The organism is Sporosarcina quadrami (assembly GCF_014836615.1).
Lineage (GTDB): Bacteria > Bacillota > Bacilli > Bacillales_A > Planococcaceae > Sporosarcina > Sporosarcina quadrami.
Map to the genome: position 1 here is coordinate 135079 of NZ_JACSQN010000001.1, position 18115 is coordinate 153193.

Sequence of the window (18115 nt, forward strand, 5' to 3'; positions counted from 1 at the left end):
ATTCAGTTAGGAGTTTAACGATGGAAACAATATATTTGGATCATGCAGCGACAACGCCTATTCACCCTGAAGTAAGCAACATTTATAAAAAAGTGATGGATTCCGAATTTGGAAATCCATCAAGCATACATGCGTATGGTAGAGCATCAAGGAAGTTGGTTGATGATGCCCGAAAAACGATATCTGCAGCACTAAATGCGGATCAGACTGAGATCATTTTTACATCAGGGGGTACGGAAGCTGATAACATCGCAGTTTTTGGAACTGCAACTAGTATGCGAGAAAAAGGCAATCACATTATTACAACTGCAATTGAACACCACGCCGTTTTACATTCCTGTAAAGAGCTTGAGAAAAGGGGATTTGAAATTACGTACCTTCCAGTGGATGAGAACGGCTGTGTAACAAAAACACAAGTAGCTGAAGCACTGACAGATCAGACGATACTTGTAACGATTATGTACGGCAACAACGAAGTAGGAACCGTCCAACCGATAAAGGAAATTGGTGCTTTGCTTAAAGATCACCAAGCGATTTTCCATACCGATGCTGTTCAAGCCTTCGGTATCGTCGAACTTCATGTGGATGAACTTCAAGTCGATTTGTTGAGCGCGTCCGCTCATAAACTTAACGGTCCTAAAGGTGTTGGTTTTCTATACCAACGAAAAGGCCTGCAGACGGCACCTCTTTCGTTTGGCGGTGAACAGGAACGCAAACGCCGTGCGGGCACGGAAAATGTACCTGCAATTGCGGGATTTGCGCAAGCGGTCGAAATCGCTCAACGTGAGATGGAAGCCAACCGTAAGAAGTATAATCGCTACAAGGAAATCATGACATCTGTATTTGATGCGCAACACATTCAATACGAAGTGAATGCAAATCATACCGAGAAGCTACCACATGTAATGAATATCAGTTTTGCTGGAACAGACATTGAGTCATTGCTCGTCAATTTGGATATGGCAGGCATTGCGGTATCGAGTGGTTCAGCATGTACTGCTGGTTCCCTTGAGCCGTCTCATGTATTGGCAGCGATGTTCGGAAGTAGTTCTACCAAACTAAGGAATTCCGTGCGTTTCAGTTTCGGTCTCGGATTAGATGTAGACAAAGTGCGAAATGCAGCTTTAATGACAACTGAAATTATTCAACGACTTGTGAAATGAAAAGATAAAGGATGAATTATAATGAGAACTTCCACTAAATCAATTGCAGAAACACGTGTCGTTGTCGGCATGTCAGGAGGAGTCGATTCGTCCGTCGCCGCCCTACTTTTAAAAGAGCAGGGATATGATGTCATCGGTATTTTTATGAAAAACTGGGATGATACGGACGAGTTCGGTGTCTGTACGGCAACTGAAGATTATGAAGACGTAATTAGTGTTTGTAATGATATCGGCATTCCGTATTATGCGGTCAATTTTGAACAGCAATATTGGGATAAAGTGTTTACGTACTTCCTTGAAGAATACAAGGCAGGCAGAACACCGAATCCTGATGTTATGTGTAACAAGGAAATTAAGTTTAAAGCATTCCTTGACCATGCGATGAGTCTTGGAGCGGATTTCCTCGCGACAGGTCATTATGCGCAAGTCGTTGAAACGGATGACGGCGTAGCGATGCTCAGAGGTAAAGATGAAAATAAGGATCAAACGTACTTCTTGAATCAATTGACACAAGATCAGTTGCAGAAAGTTATGTTCCCTATCGGTGGACTGGACAAATCAGAAGTCCGTAAAATGGCTGAAGAGGCAGGCTTGTCAACAGCTAAGAAGAAAGACTCTACAGGTATTTGTTTTATCGGAGAAAGGAACTTCAAAGAGTTTCTTGGGCAGTACTTACCTGCACAACCCGGTCATATGAAAACGATGGATGGACAGACGGTTGGCAAACATGATGGTCTTATGTATTATACAATCGGACAACGTCACGGCCTTGGGATCGGCGGTGCTGGCGACCCTTGGTTTGTAATCGGAAAAGATTTGAAAGATAATCACCTTCTAGTTGGTCAAGGCTTTCACCATGATGCGTTGTATTCGGATAGCCTAACAGCTATTGATCTGAGCTTTGCAACAGCAAGGAGGTTGCCAACAGAGTTTGAATGCACTGCGAAATTCCGCTATCGTCAACCCGATACGAACGTACATGTGAAGTTGAATGAAGATGGAACAGCAGACGTAACGTTCGCACAACCCGTAAGAGCAATTACACCAGGGCAGGCAGTCGTCTTTTATGACGGTGAAGAATGTCTGGGTGGCGGAACGATTGACAAAGTCATTAAAAATGGCGTGCAACTAGAATATGTAGGATGAGAGGGGAATTATATGGAACACAATGAAATCGGCATTAAAGCCCTTCAAGAAGGTAATTTTGAAAAAGCGATAGAAGCATTTATGAAGGCGGCTGAGGAAGAACCCGAAAACCCTGTCGGCTATATTAATCTTGGAAATGTGTTTGCGTCTGCTGGTGATACTGAACGAGCAGAACGGTTTTTCCAAAAAGCGATTACATTGGATGAAAAAGCAGGCTCGGCTTTTTATGGTTTAGCAAATCTGTACTTTTCCAATGAGCGGTACGAAGAAGCGGCAAAACTCTATGAAAAAGCTATTCGTACAGGTTTAGACGAAGCGGATGCTTATTTTATGCTCGCAAAAAGTCTCAAACAATCTGGAAGTGCAAAACTAGCTTTGCCGTATATGCAACGTGCTGCTGAACTTGCTCCAGAAGATCTTGAAATCCGTTTGGCATATGGCATTCTTCTTGCTGAAATGGAATTATTCAAAGAAGCTGACCAGGAGTTCACTTTTATTTTGCAAAATGATCAAGAGCATGCTGATGCGCATTATAATATGGGAGTTCTGTATGCAGTCTCGACAGATAGGAAAGATGATGCGCTACATCATTTGGAAAGAGCATTCACAATTGAACCAGAACATACGCAAGCGCGATATATTTTCGATATGATTAAGTTAGGCGATCAGTCCTGACAAGCATAATAGCTAGGCGGTGGACAGAATGATACAGGATAATGGACAAGTAGCGGTGGATGGAGCTGTTTTTATCGTCGGAAGACCTGTCGTAACGATCTTCCACAATCCCGATAACCTGTTTTCAATCGTTAAAATGAAGATATCCAAAACTAATAGCGGATATGAAGACAAGGAAATCGTTATAAAAGGAAGCTTCCCGCCGCTTACAAATGAAGAGGACTATCGACTAACCGGAAAACTTGTCAATCATGCAACATATGGCAAGCAATTTGACGTGCACACATTTACAAAAGAAATGCCTGAAACGGAAACGGGGATTGTCCACTACTTGTCCGGCGACCTGTTCCCTGGGATTGGCCGTAAAACAGCAGATACTATCGTCAAGAAATTAGGGAAAGATGCAATTAAAAAGATTTTGGAAGACCGTTCAGTCCTCGATCATGTGCCCCGATTATCGGAAGAAAAGAAAGATGTTCTCGTTTCGGTCCTTCAGGAAAACTTAGGACTGGAGCGAAGCATGGTCCAACTAAACGATTGGGGTTTCGGTCCACAGCTTTCTATGCGAATCTATCAGACGTATCGAGAGGAAGTATTGGATCTTTTAAGAGAAAATCCATTCCGTCTAATAGAAGACGTGGAAGGTATCGGTTTCCAACGGGCTGATGAACTTGGTCGGCAACTCGGTATTACAGGCAAGCATCCCTCTAGAGTTAAAGCTGCAATCTTACATATATTAAACCAAGCCGTACAGTCATCAGGACATGTCTATTTGGAAGCTGAACTTATATTGCCAGAGATAAAAAGTCTGCTCGAAGCTAGTCAAAAAGAGGAAGTGCCGTTTCAGGATATATCGCGTGCTGTACTTGAATTGGTGGAAGAAGGGAAGATTGCAGGTGAAGGACGTAAACTGTATATTCCTTCCCTCTACTTTTCTGAAATAGGTATAGCTAGCAAGCTTGAGCACATTTTGGAAAATGATCTGTCCAATACTTTCCCTGTATCCGAAATTCGAAAGGCGATTGGGGAAGCGGAGGAGCGACTAGGAGTCGGTTATGCTGAAACCCAAGTTGCTGCAATTGAAAAGGCGCTTCATTCCCCCGTCATGATTTTGACAGGAGGACCGGGTACAGGAAAGACGACAGTTATACGAGGACTAGTAGAAGTGTACGCTGAATTACATGGTCTTTCATTGGATCCGAAAGTATATGCACAAAAAGAAGAAACGTTTCCGATTGTTCTTGCTGCACCTACTGGCAGAGCTGCCAAAAGGATGTCTGAATCGACAGGGTTACCTGCTATGACAATTCATAGGCTTCTAGGATTTAATGGCCAGGAGAAAGATGATGCAACCGGCAAAGAAGTGGAAGGCAGACTGATCATCATCGATGAGATGTCCATGGTCGATACTTGGCTTGCACATCAGTTGCTGAAGGCGCTCGACAATGACATGCAAATCCTTTTTGTAGGTGACCAAGATCAGTTGCCACCAGTCGGGCCTGGACAAGTACTCAAAGATATGATGAACTCAGGCAAAATCCCGGTTGTGGAACTGACGGAAATCTATAGACAAAGTGAAGGCTCCACGATTATTGAAATGGCCCATATGATTAAAAACTCTACAATGATTGGTGATATCACTAAGAAAACAGCTGATCGTTCTTTCATAAAAGCACATGGAGATCAGATTCTTGAAGCGGTCCAGCAAATTTTGAAAAATGCACTATCGAAAGGTCATTCGATTAAAAACATTCAAGTGTTGGCACCGATGTACAAAGGGCCGGCAGGTATTGATGGTTTAAACAAAATGATTCAGCAGATGGCTAACCCTCCTGGGCCCGATCGCAAAGAAGTGGCCTTTGGAGATGTGGTCTATCGGATTGGCGATAAAGTGCTACAACTTGTCAATCAACCTGAGAGTAATGTGTTCAATGGAGATATGGGGGAAGTCATTTCGATCATAAAAGCAAAAGAGACAATAGACAAAAAAGAGCTGCTAATCGTTTCTTATGATGGCATTGAAGTGGAATACGAACGGAATGATCTGAATCAGATCACACTCGCTTATTGCTGCTCTATTCATAAATCACAAGGTAGCGAATTTCCTATCGTCGTCATGCCGATCGTACGCGGTTATCGAAAAATGCTCCGCAGAAACCTTCTATATACAGGGATTACACGCGCCAAAGACTTTCTCATTCTTTGTGGAGAACCTGAAGAGTTCAAAATAGGCATTAACCGAAAAGATGAATTAGAACGTCAAACGACGCTTAAAGAGCGGTTGTGCAAAGAAATCATTAGCGACATGGCAGCTGTCGCAAATACTAGTAAAGATGCTACTGTAATGGATGCCGAAAATGAAGCGACTGAAACAGGTGAAGAACCGACAATCATTGCTGAATACCGGTTGACTATGGATACGATTCTAGGAATAGACCCGATGATCGGCATGCAAGGAGTTACACCAAATGATTTTTCTGAACCGATGGATTGACAGTCGGGCTGCTTTTACCTATAATCCAAAGTAACATAATAAAATTCGTTGACGGAGAAAGTAGGCTTTTGACCGAGTTAAGAAAGGATTCCCTAGGCTGCAAGGAATCCCTTGGTTAGTCGTCCGAAAGCTACTCCCGAGTGCAACTGATCCTTGCCGTTCGCCACGTTAAGGCTTCTTGAGATACCGGTCTGACCGGTAAATTTGGGTGGTACCACGAATCGTCTTCGTCCCTTGTACAGGGGCGGGGACTTTTTTGTTTTCATGCAGGATCAAGCATTAACGAAAATCAGTCAAAATACTAAATCAAATAGGAGGAATTTAAAATGAAACAGTTAACAGCGGCAGAGATTCGTAAGATGTTTTTAGATTACTTTAAAGAATATGGCCATGACATCGAGGCAAGCGCACCTCTTGTCCCAATAGATGATGCATCTCTTCTATGGATAAACAGCGGGGTCGCTACGTTGAAAAAATATTTTGACGGTAGAGTAGTGCCGACAAATCCAAGAATTGTCAATGCGCAAAAATCCATACGAACAAATGATATCGAAAATGTCGGTAAAACGGCTCGACATCATACGTTCTTTGAAATGCTCGGCAATTTTTCGATTGGCGATTATTTTAAAGAAGAAGCAATCGTGCGTGCTTGGGATTTTCTGACGAATGAAAAATGGATCGGTTTTGATCCGGAACTTCTTTCAGTAACAGTTCATCCAGAAGACGATGAAGCGTATGCCATTTGGAGAGACAAGATTGAAATGCCGGAAGAACGCATCATCCGTCTTGAAGGTAACTTCTGGGACATCGGAGAAGGCCCGAGTGGACCGAACTCAGAGATCTTTTATGATAGAGGTCCTTCATACGGGGACGATTTTACGGATCCTGAACTTTATCCAGGTGGAGAAAATGAACGTTATTTGGAAATCTGGAACTTAGTGTTCTCTGAATTCAACCATAATCCTGACAATACGTATACACCGCTTCCTAAGAAAAATATAGATACGGGTATGGGGCTTGAAAGGATGGCAAGTGTCATTCAAAATGTACCGACAAATTTCGACACTGATCTTTTCATGCCAATCATTCATGCAGTTGAAAATGTCTCAGGTGAAAAATACGGAAAAGATCATATGAAAGATACAGCATTCAAAGTCATTGCCGATCATATCCGGACGGTGGCATTTGCTATCGGAGACGGTGCATTGCCATCGAACGAAGGTCGTGGCTATGTATTACGAAGATTGTTAAGAAGAGCTGTGAGGTTCGCGAAGCAGATCGGTATCCATAAACCATTCATGTATGGTTTAGTACCAGTTGTCGGCGATATTATGAAAGACTTCTATCCTGAAGTGAAGGAAAAGGAATCGTTCATTATGAAAGTCGTGAAAAATGAAGAAGAACGTTTTCACGAAACATTAAACGAAGGATTAACAATACTTAACACAATAATCGACAAGGCGAAAACTTCCGGTCATCCAGAAGTGTCTGGAGCTGATGCTTTCAGATTGTACGACACATACGGATTCCCATTTGAATTGACGGAGGAGTTCGCTGAAGAGGCTGGTGTGACTGTTGATCGACCTGGGTTTGACGTGGAAATGGATAACCAGCGGAAACGTGCAAGAGCTGCTCGTCAAGATGTCGATTCCATGCATGTACAATCTGAAGTGCTTGGCAGTATTCATGAAAAGAGCGAATTCGTTGGATATGATCAATTGAAAATGGAGTCGAAAATTGTCGCATTAGTACATGGCGGTGAATTGGTGGAACGCGTTTCTGAAGGCGAAGAGATTCAATTCATCCTCGATCACACGCCGTTTTATGCTGAAAGCGGAGGACAAATTGCGGATAAAGGTACGTTGTCAAGCGATACATTTATTATCGAAGTGAAGGATGTTAAAAAGGCTCCAAACGGCCAACATTTACACACTGGTTTCGTCAAGACAGGAGAAGTGACGAACGGCACGTTTGTCATTGCAGAAGTTGACGCGCAAGCGAGAAATCTAACAATCAAAAATCATACAGCAACACATCTACTTCACAAAGCATTGAAAATGGTTCTTGGGGAACACGTCAATCAGGCAGGTTCATATGTCGGACCAGACAGATTACGTTTTGACTTCTCTCACTTCGGACAAGTGACAAAAAATGAACTTGAACAAATCGAAGCGATTGTAAACGAGAAGATCTGGGAAGATATTGTAGTAAAAATTGAGCAGAAGCCAATTAGTGAAGCGAAAGAAATGGGTGCAATGGCGCTGTTTGGAGAAAAATATGGTGATATTGTACGCGTTGTTACAGTAGGAGACTTCTCATTGGAATTGTGTGGTGGTTGTCACGTCGCTGCAACGTCTTCGATCGGGCTATTTAAGATTGAATCTGAAGGCGGCATCGGAGCAGGTACGCGAAGAATTGAAGCGTTAACGGGCAAACAAGCTTACCAATCATTCAAAGAAGAAGAAATGCTTCTATCCGAAGCTGCTGCTTTGTTGAAAGCGAACACGAAAGACATTGTGACAAAAGTGAACGCAACATTGACGGAAATGAAAGAAATGCAACGCGAAAATGACTCACTATCTGCAAAATTGGGTAATAGTCAACTGACAGATATACTTGCCTCCTCTCAACAAATTGACGATGTAACCGTTCTGTCTGCAAGGGTCGATGTAAAAGATAATAACGCGCTACGACAGATGATTGATGAGTTGAAGCAGAAACTCGTAAAAGGTGTCATCGTTCTTGGAGCTGAAGCTGATGGGAAAGTAATGCTTGCGACTGGTGTGACCGAAGATTTGAAAAACGGGAACTTCCATGCTGGTAAAATCGTCAATCACGTAGCGTCTCTTTGCGGAGGCAAGGGTGGAGGACGTCCTGATATGGCAATGGCTGGAGCGAAAGATGCTTCAAAACTTGATGAAGCACTTCAATCCGTGTATGATTATGTCAAATCCGTTTAAGCGGAAATGCAACTCGGGTATAAAGTAAGTGGGAAAGGTATCCGGTTTGCGAACGGACGATTGGAAAGCGGGGTGTCGACTATGAATTCATACGACAAGACGATGAAATTCAACTTTCCTGAAGAATCCATGGAGCAAGAAGTAAAACAGGTTATGCTACATGTCCATTCAGCACTCGAAGACAAGGGCTATAACCCGATTAATCAGATTGTCGGTTACCTCCTTTCGGGCGATCCGGCATACATTCCTCGTCATTATGAAGCCCGTAACCTTATCCGTAAGTTGGAGAGGGATGAGATTCTAGAGGAACTGGTTAAGTTTTATATCCGTGAGAACAGAGGTAAGTAGAATTGAGGACAATGGGATTAGATGTAGGATCCAAAACGGTCGGAATTGCGATCAGCGATGCACTTGGGTGGACAGCCCAAGGCATCGAAACGGTCAAAATCGACGAAAGCTCCTGCGATTTTGGCATGGAGAGAATTCAAGAGCTAGTTGCTGAATATGAAGTAACTTCATTCGTCGTCGGTTATCCAAAGAACATGAATAACTCTATAGGACCACGAGGAGAAGCTTCTGAACAGTATGCGGAACTGTTAAAAGAGACGTTTGGACATCCTGTTGTATTATGGGATGAGCGCCTGACGACGATGGCAGCGGAACGCATGCTGATTGAAGCGGACGTCAGCAGAAAAAAAAGAAAGACAGTCATCGATAAGATGGCGGCAGTCATGATACTCCAAGGGTATCTTGATTCAAAAAACAGATGAGGTGATTTGAGATGGAACACGGACAAGAGACAATGACAGTAGTAGACGAGCACGGACAAGAACATGTATGTGAAGTGATTTTCACATTCGATTCAGAAGACTTCGGAAAATCTTATGTACTTTATCATATTTTAGGTGACGAAGAAGTTAGCGACGACGAAGAAGTAGAAATTCATGCTTCAGCATTCATCCCTTCTGAAGATAACGAAGATGGCGAATTATTGCCGATCGAAACAGACGAAGAATGGGATATGATCGAAGAAATGCTTAACACGTTCCTTGCTGAAGAGGACGAAGAAGACGACGAAGAATAATTTATAAATGCACGTGACGGAATGGTGCAAGGCCATTCCGTTTTTTCACTGTTAAGAACTATTGAATCGCAAATACATGTTTACGTTCAAAACGATGAAACAAAGAAATCGTTTGAAATGAGGTAGCGCTAAATGGACAAAGGCTCTAAAAAAGATGTCATGTTCGAAAAGATGATTGAAAAGAAAAAAGAAGTGAAGATTGTCAGACGAATCGTTTTTGTTATCGTCTTAATAATCCTCATCGCTAGCCTTTTAGGTGGTCGAGCAATTTATAAGTACATAAGCGAATCGCTTCAACCAGTCGACCCCAAATCAGAAGAGATTATTGAAATTGAAATCCCTATCGGTTCAGGATTGACATCTATATCGAAAGTGCTTGAAGACAAGGGAATTATTAAAGATGCAAGAATCTTTAAATATTATGCGAAGTTCAATAATCAGTCCCAATTTCAAGCGGGCTCTTACGGCTTGACGAAAGCAATGACGTTGGATGAATTGATTGAAAGTCTTAAAACAGGAAAAGTATACAGAACACCTGTATTTACTATGACAGTGCCAGAAGGGCTGACACTCGATCAAATTGCAAAAGTCGTTGAAAAACGGATCGGCATTAAAGAAAAAGAATTCTTGGATTATGTGAATAGCGAACAGACAATTGAAGCTATGATGATTAAATATCCGAAAATATTGTCGGAAGAAATACTTAATGAAGATGTGAAATACCCTCTTGAAGGATATCTCTTCCCAGCAACGTACCCGTTTTTTGAAGAGAAGCCAACAGTAGAGACGGTTGTTACAACAATGCTTGACGCAACGTCTTCTAATTTAACACCGTATTTCTCCTATCTTGAGAATAATAATAAATCCGTTCATTGGCTGCTAACATTTGCTAGTCTTCTTGAAAGAGAAGCAACTGCTAAAACGGATCGCGAAACAATAGCGAGTGTATTTTACAACCGATTGAAAATTGATATGGCTTTGCAGACTGATCCGACTGTGCTATATGCGCTTGGCGAGCACAAAGACCGAGTCCTGTTTTCTGATCTTGAAATTGAGGATCCATATAACACATATGTAAATACAGGACTTCCACCAGGTCCGATTGCAAACGCCGGTCGTTCATCTATAGAAGCAGTCATTGATCCTTCTACGACGGATTATCTGTATTTCTTGGCAGATTATGAAGGTAACAATCATTTTGCGAAAACATATGATGAGCATTTGAATAATCGTAATAAATACAGACCGAATTGATTGTGCTTAATTAGCTGTAATTGATAGGAAGTGGCTAGTATATGAAAATGTACGAAGACTATATAGCTGGTTTTTCAGAACCAGCTAATTCTCTTGTTGAAGAAATGGAACGATATGCCGCTTTAAACCATGTGCCGATAATGGATAGAAGCGGAATGGACACGTTTCTCGGGTTGTTGCGTATTCAACAGCCGAAGCAAATTCTTGAAATTGGAAGCGCAATAGGGTATTCTGCTATCCGTATGATTCAAGCTTTGGATAAGGCTTCTGTTGTAACAATTGAGCGGGATGCTGATCGCTTTACTACAGCGGTGGAATTCATACGCCGTGGAGGATTAAACGATCGTATAACCATTATTGAAGGGGACGCCCTTGAACTGGCAAGTGAAATCCTTCCTCCTATACATTTTGATGCATTATTCATCGATGCTGCAAAAGGGCAATATAAACGATTTTTTGAGAAGTATAGCAATCATGTTGCGCCAGGTGGAATCATCTACTGCGATAATATGTTTATGCATGGTGCTGTACTGATGGCTGACGAAGAAATTCCTAGACGAAATCGCACGATGATCAGGAATCTGCGAGCATTTACCGCATGGGTCATGGAGCATCCTGACTATGACTCATCTTTATTGCCTGTAGGTGACGGAATTCTGATCGCTGTAAAACGTCATAAGTGAATGGATATCTCAGGTTATTTGATATGAGGGAGGACATGAATAATGAGCAATAAACCTCTTGTCATAGGGATTGCCGGTGGTTCAGGTTCCGGAAAGACAAGCGTGACAAACCGGATTTACAATGTCTTTAAAGAGCATTCAGTAGTAGTGATCGAACAAGATTTTTATTATAAAGACCAATCTCACTTAGATTTTGAAGAGCGATTGAGAACGAATTACGATCATCCGTTAGCATTTGACACAGATCATCTGATTGAACATATCGAAATGCTATTAAAACGCGAGTCAATTGATAAGCCCGTTTATGATTATGCGCTTCATACACGTTCGGACGAAAAAATCCGTATTGAGCCACAAGACGTCATAATCCTTGAAGGCATATTAGTGTTAGAAGACGAACGAATGAGAAACTTGATGGATATCAAGCTGTTCGTCGACACTGATGCAGATTTAAGAATCATTAGACGTCTCATGAGAGACATTAATGAACGTGGAAGAACGATTGATTCAGTGATTGATCAGTATTTATCGGTAGTTCGACCGATGCACAATCAATTCATTGAACCGACAAAGCGTTATGCCGATATAATCATTCCCGAAGGCGGTCATAACGAAGTGGCAATTGACCTAATGGTAACGAAAATAAAAACAATTCTTGAATATGGAACGAATTTGTAATATGATGTAGTCAGAATTCAATATAAACGAACCTATGTCGCATACTTGTCAAAGGGGCGGCATAGTGTTTTTATGAACAGGAAATATGAGGAGTGTTGTGTGATGGTATCAGAAAAAAAATATCCAATGACGGTTTCTGGAAAGAAGAAGTTAGAAGAAGAGCTTGAATTCCTGAAAACGGTTAAGCGTAAAGAAGTAGTCGAACGTATTAAAGTTGCCCGAAGCTATGGGGACCTATCTGAGAACTCCGAGTATGATTCAGCGAAAGAGGATCAGGCGTTTGTCGAAGGGAAAATCTCTTCGCTAGAATCGATGATCCGTAATTCGGTCATCATCACTGAAGACGAAGATAACACTCACGAAGTGCAACTTGGGAAAACGGTTACATTCAAGGAATTACCAAATGGTGATGAAGAAACATATACGATTGTAGGTTCTGCAGAAGCGAATCCGATCGAAGGATTGATATCAAATGATTCTCCAATCGCAAGAGCATTAATCGGTCGCAGCAAAGACGATGAAGTTAAGATTATGACTCCTGGTGGAGAAATGTCCGTCGTAATTGTTGAAATCAAGTAAAATTGAACGGCCGCCTATTAACAGGGCGGTCTTTCTTCTTGAATGTAAAGTATAAAAAAGGGGGACAGCGAGATGAATAACAATGATCCGAACTTTTCCCGCATTAACCGAAAACGCAGTACGAGTAAAAGCAATCAGTTATTGAACGTGTTGATCGGTCTCGTTGTACTACTAATCATTGTCGTCGGTGCGTTTATCATCATTGGTCCAAAAGATGACAAAGGAAATGACTTGGCGACTGATGAGAATGTTGAGGAATCTACAAGTAATCCTACAGATAGTCAAGAATCAGATTCAGTAGATGACGAGAGTATTGAAATTGTTGAACCTGATGACGAAGAGACGGAATCATCAACTGATCAAAACGCTGGTCTGTCTGCTGACGATAGTAATGACGGAGACACTGAGTCTGACTCTTCTACTTCAAGTGAAGGGGAGGAAGAGAGTTCTGGAACGGTGACAATTGTTCCGAGCGAAGATGATTTCATACAGGAGTCCGTTATAAATACTTCGTGGAAGCCTATAGGGACAGAACAGACAGGTGTTCATGAATCCAAATATGATGGAGAGTCCATTGATTGGGTTGAAAAACAAAAAGCCCTTGCCTATGCAACAGGTTTTGAAAAAGATGAATTGATCTATTGGAAAATAAAAAACGGTGGAAGTCCCCAAAAATCTATCGGCATCGTTTCAACAAAAGACAAGTCTGAAAAATTCAGGGTTTTTCTTGAATGGGTAGATGGACAAGGATGGCAGCCTGTTAAGATGGATAAGTTAACAACATTGGACTTTGAATATTGAGCGGATCGACTGCTCATATGGAGGGTATTGGATATGAAAATTGCGGTCATTGGAGCAATGGAACAAGAAGTGGAAATTCTGCGTGGAATGATTGGAACACCGATTGTGTCAACGATCGGTGGGTGTGAGTTCATCGAAGGTGACATTGATGGCCGCGAAGTCGTATTAGCGAAAAGTGGAATCGGTAAAGTAAATGCTGCAATCGCAACAACGTTAGTCATCCAACAATTTAAGCCGGATATCATTTTGAATACAGGGTCCGCAGGTGGTTTTGGTGAAGCGCTAGAAATCGGAACAGTCGTCATTTCTGATGAAGTGACGCATCATGATGTAGATGTCACTGCGTTTGGCTATGTACCTGGACAAGTTCCGGGAATGCCTGAAACGTTCCGTTCTGATGAAAAACTGATAGCGATAGCAAAGATTGCGGTTGAAGAAATCGGACAACACCCACATGCAACTGGCTTAATTGCTTCAGGTGATGTGTTCATGAGTGACCGCGATCGCGTGGCGGATGTAAGAAAACTGTTTCCTACAATGATTGCTGCTGAAATGGAAGCTGCTGCCGTTGCCCAAGTGTGCCACCAGTTCGGAACGCCATTTGTTGTTATTCGAGCGTTGTCTGATATTGCTGGTAAGGACTCTTCAATTAGCTTTGATGAATTCCTGCCAATTGCTGCTAAACATTCTTCTGAAATTGTGATGCAAGTCATCTCGAAATTGTAAAGAGAATATGATATAATTGCTGTAATGTACATATTGATTTGAAGGAGGATGTCAAACATGTTCTATTTAATGGCTGGTGTGTTCTTTGCAACTACGGTTATTGCGGTAGTCATTATGCGCGAGGTAAGCGCTGACTGAGGTTTCCGTCTTGAAAAGTAAAATAGGCAACTAAAGGCGTCTCCTTTCACAGGTTCGTTATCTGTGAATGGAAACGCCTTTTCATTGTTTGGAAAACGTAAATAGCATACTTTGTCTTCATTCGTTGTATTCGTGTTTGAATAACTGATATAACTTTACGATAGCTCTTTTTTCTATGCGGGAGACGTAACTTCTTGAAATGTTAAGTTGTTCTGCTATCTCCTTTTGGGTCATTGGTTTATCGTCTAGCAATCCATAGCGACGTTGGATGATCTCTAGTTCTCTTCCATCGAGTTTTCCTAAATGACGGTATAGCCTCTCTTTCTGCTCTTTCTGCTGTACAGTCTCAATAGGGGCTTCTTCATCCGTCTGCAAGAGATCAGCGATTTGCAATGACTGTCCGTCTTTATCTGTTCCGATAGGATCAAATAACGAAACGTCTTTTTGGACTTTTTTCTGTGTTCGCAAGTACATGAGAATTTCATTTTCTATACAGCGAGCTGCATAAGTGGCTAGTTTAGTCTTACGGTCTAATGTAAAGCTGTTCACAGCTTTCATGAGTCCGATTGTGCCGATAGAAATATAATCGTCCAGTTGTTCGTGTTTTGGATGGAATTTTTTTACGACGTGAGCGACGAGTCGCATGTTTCGTTCAATGAGTTCATCTCTAGCACTTTCATCACCTTCTGCCAATCGTTGCAGGCAATCTGCTTCTTCCGCTTGTGACAACGGACGTCGAAATGCCTGCCCCCTGATGTAACCAACCATCGCGGGGATTTCGACCCACAGTTGGACGAGTGTCATAACAAACCCGCTCATCGGTCCACCTCCTGTGTCGTTATATGACAGCATATGCCATGGTGGCTTGTATTAATTCTACGTTCTTGGAGCAGGTTTTCATTAACACTTATGAATACGTCGAACGGTCTATATGGTATAATCATTTTAGAAAATGAGATATAACGGAGTGGATGATTTGTATAAAAAATTTATGCCCGATGAGTATGTGAAAGACATTTTTCACATTTTACCGGAAACTTTAAAAGAAAAAGGTATTAAAGGAATTATTACGGACTTGGACAATACACTTGTTGAATGGGACCGACCGGAAGCAACTCCTGAAATCATTGAGTGGATTAGATTAATGAACGAAGAAGGATTGCAAGTGACAATCCTTTCAAATAATAACGAATTACGTGTGAAAGCGTTTTGTGATCCGATTGGCACGCCATTTATTTTTGATGCTCGAAAGCCTTTACGGAAGTCTTTTAAAAAAGCACTGTCCATGATGGACTTGAAAAAAGAGGAAGTCGTCATGGTTGGAGATCAGCTAATGACAGATGTGCTCGGAGGGAATAGATTCGGAGTATATACGATACTCGTCGTCCCTGTAGCAAGTTCGGATGGGTTTTTCACTAAATTCAACCGGATGATGGAAAGAAGAATCATGGGCAAACTGAAGCGCTCAGGAATGATTAAATGGGAGGAATAAGACTTGGAACAACTTAAATGCATTGGTTGCGGTATTGATATACAAACAGAAGATCCGAAAAAAGAAGGATATGCACCTGCAGCATCCTTGGAAAAAGAAGAAGTTATTTGCCGTCGCTGTTTCCGATTGAGGAACTACAACGAATTACAACCGGTTTCTTTATCAGGAGATGATTTCCTTGCCATCTTAAATGGTATTGGCGATAAGGAAGGTCTTGTTATAAAAGTTGTGGATATTTTCGACTTTAACGGCAGTTGGATAAATGGCTTGCAACGTTTCGTCGGACAGAAGGACATCCTTCTAATTGGTAACAAATCTGACATTTTGCCTAAATCGATCAACCGTAACAGACTCATTAATTGGATGAAGGCAGAAGCGGCTAAACTCGGTTTGAAACCGATTGACGTATTACTCATTTCTGCGTATAAAGGCCAAGGCATGGAAGAAGCGCTCAATGCCATTGATGAGTATAGAAAAGGAAAAGATGTCTATGTGGTCGGATGCACGAATGTGGGAAAATCGACGTTCATTAACCGTATTATTAAAAGTGCAACAGGCGTAGGTGAAGTCATTACTACTTCACATTTCCCTGGCACGACACTTGACCTAGTTGAAATTCCACTTGATGACGGTAAAGCGATCTACGATACACCAGGAATCATTAATAACCATCAGATTGCGCATCACTTGGATACAACCGATTTAAAAGCGATTACACCTAAAAAGGAATTGAAACCGAAAGTGTTCCAATTGAATGCGGAGCAGACGCTGTTCATTGGCGGACTTGCTAGATTCGACTTTATAGCTGGTGATCGTTCTTCTTTCACAATTCATGTATCGAATGAATTGCAGATCCATCGTACAAAACTTGAAAATGCAGACTCTTTATATGCCAATCACCTTGGAGAGATGTTATCTCCGCCAAGTGGAGAATCGTTGGACAAGATGCCTCCGCTCGTTAGGCATGAATTCTCAGTTAAAAAGCCTAAGACGGACCTTGTTATATCTGGACTTGGTTGGATAACCGTCCAGCACCCAGGCGTTGTCGTTGCGGTACACGCACCACGTGGGGTGGATGTCGTTCTCAGACCATCACTCATATAAGGAGGCATCACGATGAAAAAATGGTATGCTGTCATCGGCGATCCAATCAGACAATCGATGTCACCCGCCATGCATGATGCGTGGTTCAGTGAAAATAATATCGATGCTTCATATATACCAGTACATGTCACTCCTGAAAACCTTGAAAGTGCTGTTAAAAGCTTAAAAAGTCTAGGTTGCAGTGGGTGGAATGTAACGGTGCCACATAAATCAGCCATTATTCCTTTTCTCGATAAGATCAACGATTCTGCAAAGAAGATGAATGCAGTCAATACCGTAAAAGTACTTGATGATGGAACACTGTTCGGCATGAATACGGATGGACGCGGCTTTGTGCAGTCATTAGAGGAAATGTTTGGCAAGCGGAAAAGTGACAGCGCCGTTCTTGTCATTGGGGCGGGTGGCGCAGCGAGTGGAATTGCTTACGCACTTAAAGAGGCATGCTACGGACCGTTGACGTTTACAAATCGCACGATTGAAAAAGCGCATCGTCTGTCTGAAGATATTGAAGGAAGTCGGACAATACCTATTGGACAGGCAGAAGCGGAAATAAGTAAGTTCAACTTAATCGTTCAAACAACGACTGTCGGTATGAATCATGCACAAAGTGGTATGCCTTTGTCTCCGGCTTTGTTGTCAGATGGCTCTATTGTGGCAGATATTATCTATAACCCGTTGCAAACTGAGTTTTTAAAGGCTGCAAAAGAGTCGGGCGGTCTGACGATGAATGGTATTGGAATGTTTGTGCATCAAGGAGCACTTGCATTTGAATTATGGACAGGAATTTATCCGGATACTGAAAAAATGATTCGGTCAATCTCAACAAAACTTGGAGGAAATTAAATGTTAACAGGCAAACAGAAAAGTTATCTTAGAAGTAAAGCGCATCACCTATCACCAATTTTTCAAATTGGTAAAGGTGGTTTGACAGAAGAAATCATTAAACAGATTGAAGTAGCACTAGAGGCACGTGAATTGATTAAAGTAAGTATCCTTCAGAATTGTGAAGAAGATAAAAATGATATTGCTGCAAGCTTTCAAGATGCAGGTATTGAAGTCGTACAGATCATCGGTAAGATACTTGTTGTTTACAAGGAATCACAAGAGAAAAAACAGATCGTTCTACCTTAAGAGGTGA

19 protein-coding genes are annotated in these 18115 nt (G+C 41.8%); 18 read left to right on the top strand and 1 reads right to left on the bottom strand.

Annotated features, from left to right (window positions below; translation table 11 throughout):
- Positions 1-20 precede the first annotated feature (20 nt).
- From H9649_RS00655 to mtnN, 14 genes are all read left to right on the top strand, one after another.
- Positions 21-1163: a cysteine desulfurase family protein gene (locus H9649_RS00655; RefSeq protein ID WP_191692718.1), complete on the top strand. Its 1143-nt coding sequence runs from the start codon at positions 21-23 to the stop codon at positions 1161-1163.
- Positions 1164-1184: 21 nt separating this feature from the next.
- Positions 1185-2309: a tRNA 2-thiouridine(34) synthase MnmA gene (gene mnmA / locus H9649_RS00660; RefSeq protein WP_191692719.1), complete on the top strand. Its 1125-nt coding sequence runs from the start codon at positions 1185-1187 to the stop codon at positions 2307-2309.
- A gap of 12 nt (positions 2310-2321) precedes the next feature.
- Positions 2322-2984: a tetratricopeptide repeat protein gene (locus tag H9649_RS00665; protein ID WP_191692720.1), complete on the top strand. Its 663-nt coding sequence runs from the start codon at positions 2322-2324 to the stop codon at positions 2982-2984.
- 28 nt (positions 2985-3012) lie between these two features.
- Positions 3013-5478 carry an SF1B family DNA helicase RecD2 gene (recD2, locus tag H9649_RS00670; protein WP_191692721.1) on the top strand — a complete coding sequence of 822 codons (2466 nt, stop codon included), beginning with the start codon at positions 3013-3015 and terminating at the stop codon, positions 5476-5478.
- A gap of 326 nt (positions 5479-5804) precedes the next feature.
- A complete protein-coding gene (alaS, locus tag H9649_RS00675) occupies positions 5805-8438 on the top strand; it encodes an alanine--tRNA ligase (RefSeq protein WP_191692722.1) in 2634 nt (877 codons plus the stop codon).
- Positions 8439-8519: 81 nt separating this feature from the next.
- Positions 8520-8786: an IreB family regulatory phosphoprotein gene (locus H9649_RS00680; RefSeq protein WP_191692723.1), complete on the top strand. Its 267-nt coding sequence runs from the start codon at positions 8520-8522 to the stop codon at positions 8784-8786.
- 2 nt (positions 8787-8788) lie between these two features.
- The gene (gene ruvX / locus H9649_RS00685; protein WP_191692724.1) at positions 8789-9208 is read left to right on the top strand and encodes a Holliday junction resolvase RuvX; all 420 of its coding nucleotides are present in this window, start codon (positions 8789-8791) and stop codon (positions 9206-9208) included.
- Between the two features lie 11 nt (positions 9209-9219).
- Entirely contained in the window at positions 9220-9522 is a 303-nt protein-coding gene (locus tag H9649_RS00690) for a DUF1292 domain-containing protein (protein ID WP_191692725.1), read from the top strand.
- A gap of 132 nt (positions 9523-9654) precedes the next feature.
- Complete coding sequence (gene mltG / locus H9649_RS00695) at positions 9655-10776, top strand: endolytic transglycosylase MltG (RefSeq protein WP_191692726.1); 1122 nt, start codon at positions 9655-9657, stop codon at positions 10774-10776.
- Between the two features lie 41 nt (positions 10777-10817).
- Entirely contained in the window at positions 10818-11459 is a 642-nt protein-coding gene (locus H9649_RS00700; protein ID WP_191692727.1) for an O-methyltransferase, read from the top strand.
- 42 nt (positions 11460-11501) lie between these two features.
- Positions 11502-12137 carry a uridine kinase gene (gene udk, locus H9649_RS00705; protein ID WP_191692728.1) on the top strand — a complete coding sequence of 212 codons (636 nt, stop codon included), beginning with the start codon at positions 11502-11504 and terminating at the stop codon, positions 12135-12137.
- 102 nt (positions 12138-12239) lie between these two features.
- On the top strand, positions 12240-12716 hold the full coding sequence (greA, locus tag H9649_RS00710) for a transcription elongation factor GreA (RefSeq protein ID WP_191692729.1): 477 nt from the start codon (positions 12240-12242) through the stop codon (positions 12714-12716).
- Between the two features lie 72 nt (positions 12717-12788).
- Positions 12789-13517 (top strand): YrrS family protein, encoded by a 729-nt coding sequence (locus H9649_RS00715; protein ID WP_191692730.1) that lies wholly within the window; start codon positions 12789-12791, stop codon positions 13515-13517.
- A gap of 33 nt (positions 13518-13550) precedes the next feature.
- On the top strand, positions 13551-14243 hold the full coding sequence (gene mtnN, locus H9649_RS00720; protein ID WP_191692731.1) for a 5'-methylthioadenosine/S-adenosylhomocysteine nucleosidase: 693 nt from the start codon (positions 13551-13553) through the stop codon (positions 14241-14243).
- Positions 14244-14498: 255 nt separating this feature from the next.
- On the opposite strand, the gene sigK is transcribed toward mtnN, so the two are convergent.
- Entirely contained in the window at positions 14499-15200 is a 702-nt protein-coding gene (gene sigK / locus H9649_RS00725) for an RNA polymerase sporulation sigma factor SigK (RefSeq protein WP_191692732.1), read from the bottom strand.
- Between the two features lie 133 nt (positions 15201-15333).
- Here sigK and H9649_RS00730 point away from each other — a divergent pair, with 133 nt between their 5' ends.
- Genes H9649_RS00730 through yhbY form a run of 4 tightly spaced genes read left to right on the top strand, consistent with a single transcriptional unit; the run spans position 15334 to position 18108 of the window.
- Positions 15334-15873, top strand: a complete 540-nt coding sequence (locus H9649_RS00730; RefSeq protein ID WP_191692733.1) for a YqeG family HAD IIIA-type phosphatase — start codon at positions 15334-15336, stop codon at positions 15871-15873.
- 3 nt (positions 15874-15876) lie between these two features.
- Positions 15877-16977 carry a ribosome biogenesis GTPase YqeH gene (yqeH, locus tag H9649_RS00735; RefSeq protein ID WP_191692734.1) on the top strand — a complete coding sequence of 367 codons (1101 nt, stop codon included), beginning with the start codon at positions 15877-15879 and terminating at the stop codon, positions 16975-16977.
- 12 nt (positions 16978-16989) lie between these two features.
- The gene (aroE, locus tag H9649_RS00740) at positions 16990-17820 is read left to right on the top strand and encodes a shikimate dehydrogenase (protein WP_191692735.1); all 831 of its coding nucleotides are present in this window, start codon (positions 16990-16992) and stop codon (positions 17818-17820) included.
- Positions 17821-18108, top strand: coding sequence for a ribosome assembly RNA-binding protein YhbY (gene yhbY / locus H9649_RS00745; RefSeq protein ID WP_191692736.1), 288 nt, complete (start codon positions 17821-17823; stop codon positions 18106-18108).
- The last annotated feature ends 7 nt before the right edge of the window (positions 18109-18115 follow it).